Below are 5,213 nucleotides of genomic sequence, written 5' to 3'. Positions count from 1 at the left end.
TTGTCAGAAGATAAAGAACTAGCTTCATCATTTGAAATATTTGAGGAGCTCAATCAACATTTGTCTAATAAATTTGGAAACAGCGCCGATTTAAGTGCGTTTACACAAAATTTAAATTCAATTGCAGCAACACATTTTAAACCCAAGAAAGCTAAAGTAATCAGTTTAAGATCTTGGAAATATTCAGTTGCAGCTTCAGTCGCTATTTTGATAGGATTATTTGTGTTTATGCAAAATAATAACCCCAATTTTGAGGATTATAACCAACATGAAAATGCTTATTTTACCGAAAGGGGTAATGAGGATACTCAATTAAAATTGGCTCAAGATGCTTTTAATGCTAAAAAATATAAAGAAGCAGTTGCTAATTTTGAATTGATTTTAAAGGAGAAAAAATCACCAGAAATGCAATTGTTTTATTCTATATCATTGCTTGAAGACAATCAGTTTCAAAAAGCTGAAATACAGTTAATGGATTTGAAATTAGGAAACTCCATATTCAAAAACAAGGCAATTTGGTATTTAGCATTATCAAAATTGAAACAGAAAGAGTATAAATCCTGCAAAGAAATCCTATTGACCATTCCTGATGACTTTGAGGATTACGACCAAGTGCAACAATTGTTGAATGAATTGGATTAAATTTTTACCATATAAGGTCATTTAAGTTTTAGAATAAATTTCTTATCTGACCTTATATGCCTTATATGGTTCGTTTTTTTGAGCAAGATTGTATCTTTGCCATTCGAAAAATAAAACTGAAAATGACAATTACCGATACCCACACTCATTTATATTCCAAGGATTTTGACGAAGATCGGAACGAAATGATTCAGCGCGCTATTGATGCCGGGGTTTCTCGATTCTTCATCCCTGCAATAGATTCTACTTTTACACAGGACATGTATGATTTGGAAACGGCTTATCCTAAAAATATGTTTTTGATGATGGGTTTACATCCCACGCACGTTAAAGACAATTACCTCCAAGAGTTACAGCATGTGGAGGAAGAGCTAACCAAAAGAAAATTTTTTGCCATTGGCGAAATAGGAATTGATTTATATTGGGATAAAATATATTTTACTCAGCAACAAGAAGCTTTTAGAAAGCAAATTCAATTAGCCAAACAGTATAAATTACCTATAGTTATTCATTGTCGTGAAGCTTTCGACGAAATTTTCGAAATATTAGAGTCTGAAAAATCAGCTGATTTGTTTGGAATTTTTCACTGTTTTTCTGGAACCTACGAACAAGCGTTACAAGCCATATCCTATAATATGAAACTGGGAATAGGGGGAGTGGTGACTTTTAAAAATGGAAAAATTGACCAATTCCTGAATCAAATTGATTTGAGTCACCTTGTCCTTGAAACAGATTCGCCTTATTTGGCTCCCATTCCTTATCGAGGCAAACGTAACGAAAGCAGCTATATAGTAAATGTTGTCGATAAATTAGCTTTGCTTTATAACTTATCCAAAGAAGAAATTACTCGAATTACTACTGAAAATTCTAAAGCTGTTTTTGGGATTTAATGCAAAATTTGCCTGTTTTTTATAATTTTTTTGTTTATTTGTTATTAAAAATATACGCTATATGTCAAAATTTGACGCGATTCGTCCGTTTTATGACGCCGAAGTTAATGAAGCCATTGTCTCTTCCATAAACCATCCTATGATGAAGGCCTTGATGAATTTCACTTTTCCGGAAGTGGAGGATGCTGTCTGGAAAGAACAACTTAAAAAAACCCATTCAATACGAGATTTTCAATGTAATTTTATTTATAATTCGGTTCAAAAAGTATTAGAAAAAACTTCAGAAGGATTAACTACTTCGGGATTCGAAAAGTTAGAAAAAAACACTTCCTATTTGTTTATTTCGAATCATCGCGATATTCTATTGGACACAACTTTACTAAATGCCTCATTATTTAAACACGGATTGGTCATGACTGCTTCGGCAATTGGGGATAATTTGGTAACAAAAACATTTATAAAAACATTGGCCAAATTAAATCGGAATTTTTTAGTGCAACGTGGTTTATCGCCTCGTGAAATGCTAGAAAGTTCTAAGTTGTTATCTGAGTTTATCGGACAGTTGTTGCTTCGAGAGAATCGCTCTGTTTGGATTGCCCAGCGAGAGGGAAGAACGAAAGATGGAAATGATGCCACTAATCCGGGTGTTTTAAAAATGCTTGGTATGGGTTCTGACGAAATAGGGGTAATGGATTATTTTAAGAAAATGAAAATAGTTCCCGTTTCTATTTCTTATGAATATGACCCTACCGACGCTATGAAAATGCCTCAACTTCTTGCCGAAGCGAATCAAGAAACATATATAAAAGATAAAAACGAAGATTTTGTTACTTTGATGCAAGGCGTTTTGGGTCCAAAACGAAGAATTCATATTCATGTAGGCGATGTTTTGGATAAAGAAATAGACAGTATTAAATCTGAATTTGATAATTCAAATAGACAAATTCAAGCGTTGGCACAAATCATAGACGATTCCATTTTAAGCAATTACAGACTTTGGCCTACTAATTATATTGCTTATGACATCGTAAATCAAACTTGCACACATTCTCATTTGTACTTAGATAATGAGAAATCACTTTTTGAACGTCGATTAGAGATGAGAATTGATCACGAAAATCCACTTGCTTTACAAGGTTTTCTGGCAATGTATGCCAATCCTGTTTTCAATAAATCGAAATATGAAAATGCCATCTAGAGTCAAAATACTTCTTATTTATACTGGGGGAACCATTGGTATGAAGAAGGATTTTGAAACTGGAGCACTCAAAGCTTTTAATTTCAGTAAATTATTGCAAAAAATACCTGAATTGAAACAATTGGATTGTGAGATTGAAACGATTTCTTTTGAAAATCCAATCGATTCGTCTAATATGAATCCTGAGAAATGGGCAGAAATTGCAACAATTATTGAAGATAATTATTCTGTTTTTGATGGTTTTGTGGTGCTTCATGGTTCGGACACCATGTCCTATTCCGCATCGGCATTGAGTTTTATGCTCGAAAATTTATCAAAACCTGTCATATTTACGGGGTCACAATTACCAATAGGTGATTTAAGAACCGATGCTAAAGAAAATCTAATTACCGCCATTCAAATTGCTTCTTTACAAGATAATGGTCAGGCATTAATTAAAGAAGTCTGTCTTTATTTTGAATACAAATTATACAGAGGCAATCGAACCACCAAAATTAACGCTGAAGATTTCAATGCTTTTATCTCACCCAATTATTCCACTTTGATTGAATCTGGAGTGCATTTAAAATGCTTTCCCGAATTATTTTTACCAAAAACAAGTTTAGAAGGATTAAAAGTTCAAAAGCTTTTGAATAATCATGTTGTTATTTTAAAAATGTATCCCGGTATAAGTTCTACGGTTCTAGAAGCCATACTGGATATTCCAAAACTAGAAGGATTAGTGTTGGAAACTTATGGATCAGGGAATGCACCAACGGAAGATTGGTTTTTAACGGCATTAAAAAAAGCTATTTCAACTGGATTGCATATTGTAAATGTAACTCAATGTTCGGGTGGGAGTGTGAGCATGGGGCAATACGAGACGAGTTCAGCCTTGAAAGAAATAGGAGTAATTTCAGGAAAAGACATCACTACCGAAGCTGCCATAACAAAATTGATGTACCTCTTAGAGCAAAACATAGAATCTTCTGATTTTAAAACAATATTTGAAACTTCTTTACGAGGAGAAATGATATAATATTGATTTTTTACTTTCTAAACTCAATTTTTTTCGTGTTCTTTGCAAACCAAAATAAAATTAGAGAGGTGGCCGAGTGGCTGAAGGCGCACGCTTGGAAAGCGTGTATATGGCAACATATCGAGGGTTCGAATCCCTTCCTCTCTGCAAAGATTGAATGCTTCCTGAAAAGGAAGTTTTTTTTGTTTTATAGCAGGACAAACTTTCAAAAGATTCATTCTTTATTATAAATCAAGGTGCTAAATCGAAAGAATATTGGATTTCTATTGCCTATCCGCCAAAACACAGACACTACATCCAAAATCCCATTATTGCCAATGGCTCAAGAAATCATCAACAAGTACGAAAAAAATCCTGTTTGCATCAATGAAGATCGTCTTCTTCCTATTTTGAGTAATCAAAAAATGAATGCTTATTTAAAAGAAATTGCAGATATGTGGGAGATAAACAAAGACCTTACTTTTCATATAGCCCGGCATACTTTTGCCACAACCATAACACTTTCTAATGGTGTTCCTCTGGAAACGGTCAGCAAAATGTTGGGATACACCAGCCTAAAAACTACGCAGCACTATGCTAAAATATTTGACAATAAAATCAGCGAGGATATGATGATTCTAAAATGAAAATTTAAAAAGAGTAGTGTAATTTCAGTATAAAATGATAACCGAGAAATAGGCTAACAATACAGATTATAAATAAAATGGGGAGTATTGCACAACCTGTTTTTAACTATCTAAATCTTTTATAAAATCTAGTAAATCTAGTTTTATAAATTCCCAATATTTGCCTCTTAGACAATCAGGTTCAAAATCACCGTCAGCACTTTCAAAACCCCTAAACTTGCCTATTAACGTCGCTCTGTTATGAGTATAAGGATACCGCTTTTCGTGAAGGGTAAACATATCAGAAATTGAATAATTATCTTTTAATTCATGTATATCCTAAAAATCCTTCTTCCTCCCTGTTCTTAATATCACATCAAGTTTCATGGCTATTATTTCTTCAATGCTAGCCAAACGCAAACCATCAATTAATAAGGCTTCGTCAATAAATGAATCAGTATAAAACAAGTCCAATTTTATGTAGTTTAATTGATTGTCGCCAATAAAACAGTACTTTACCATGCCTATCACTTTATAATCATTGGTGTCAATTGACATGCTAACTTTACCCTCATAAAAAGTTAAGAATAAAAAACTTAATTTTAGATTATGAAAAAAATACGAACGCATTCCCCTCTTAAATCGAAGATTCAACGATTCCAAAATTTAATATTATATGGAATTATAGGGCTTAGGGATGTGTTATATTTTTCATGAGATTGCTTCCTTCGTAGCAAAGACTTAATAAGCATCATTTCCTTTTTTAATTAGACCGAGCTTTTTAAATTTAGACCTTTATTTCATAAAAAGGCACTTTTTTGACCACTTATGCCGCTATGTCCCTAACTTATTACTTTATG

At 33.1% G+C, this 5,213-nt stretch carries 6 protein-coding genes, 1 tRNA gene and 1 pseudogene; 6 read left to right on the top strand and 2 right to left on the bottom strand.

Annotated elements, in window-relative coordinates; genetic code table 11:
- The 6 genes and pseudogenes from ACKVOD_RS12680 to ACKVOD_RS12655 form a co-directional block, all read left to right on the top strand.
- On the top strand, positions 1–642 hold a 642-nt coding region (locus ACKVOD_RS12680), incomplete at its 5' end, for a tetratricopeptide repeat protein (protein ID WP_409209833.1).
- 122 nt (positions 643–764) lie between these two features.
- Entirely contained in the window at positions 765–1,532 is a 768-nt protein-coding gene (locus tag ACKVOD_RS12675; RefSeq protein WP_409209834.1) for a TatD family hydrolase, read from the top strand.
- A 61-nt stretch (positions 1,533–1,593) separates the two neighbouring features.
- Positions 1,594–2,730: a 1-acyl-sn-glycerol-3-phosphate acyltransferase gene (locus tag ACKVOD_RS12670; RefSeq protein WP_409209832.1), complete on the top strand. Its 1,137-nt coding sequence runs from the start codon at positions 1,594–1,596 to the stop codon at positions 2,728–2,730.
- Positions 2,720–3,748, top strand: coding sequence for an asparaginase (locus ACKVOD_RS12665; protein ID WP_409209831.1), 1,029 nt, complete (start codon positions 2,720–2,722; stop codon positions 3,746–3,748). The genes ACKVOD_RS12670 and ACKVOD_RS12665 overlap by 11 nt, the downstream gene beginning before the upstream one ends.
- 62 nt (positions 3,749–3,810) lie before the next feature.
- Positions 3,811–3,895: transfer RNA gene (locus ACKVOD_RS12660), tRNA-Ser, on the top strand.
- Between the two features lie 128 nt (positions 3,896–4,023).
- Positions 4,024–4,374 (top strand): annotated as a pseudogene (locus tag ACKVOD_RS12655) (site-specific integrase); the annotation flags it as partial.
- Between the two features lie 102 nt (positions 4,375–4,476).
- Here the strand turns inward: ACKVOD_RS12655 and ACKVOD_RS12650 are convergent.
- Together ACKVOD_RS12650 and ACKVOD_RS12645 are read right to left on the bottom strand one after the other, a co-directional pair.
- The gene (locus tag ACKVOD_RS12650) at positions 4,477–4,653 is read right to left on the bottom strand and encodes a hypothetical protein (protein WP_409209830.1); all 177 of its coding nucleotides are present in this window, start codon (positions 4,651–4,653) and stop codon (positions 4,477–4,479) included.
- A gap of 39 nt (positions 4,654–4,692) precedes the next feature.
- Complete coding sequence (locus ACKVOD_RS12645) at positions 4,693–4,875, bottom strand: hypothetical protein (RefSeq protein WP_409209829.1); 183 nt, start codon at positions 4,873–4,875, stop codon at positions 4,693–4,695.
- Between the last annotated feature and the right edge of the window lie 338 nt (positions 4,876–5,213).

The sequence above is a fragment of the Flavobacterium sp. genome (genome assembly GCF_046155325.1).
In the GTDB taxonomy this organism is placed as follows: Bacteria; Bacteroidota; Bacteroidia; order Flavobacteriales; family Flavobacteriaceae; genus Flavobacterium.
Note: the sequence above shows the minus strand (reverse complement) of the source record. Positions and strands in the feature narration are given on the sequence as shown.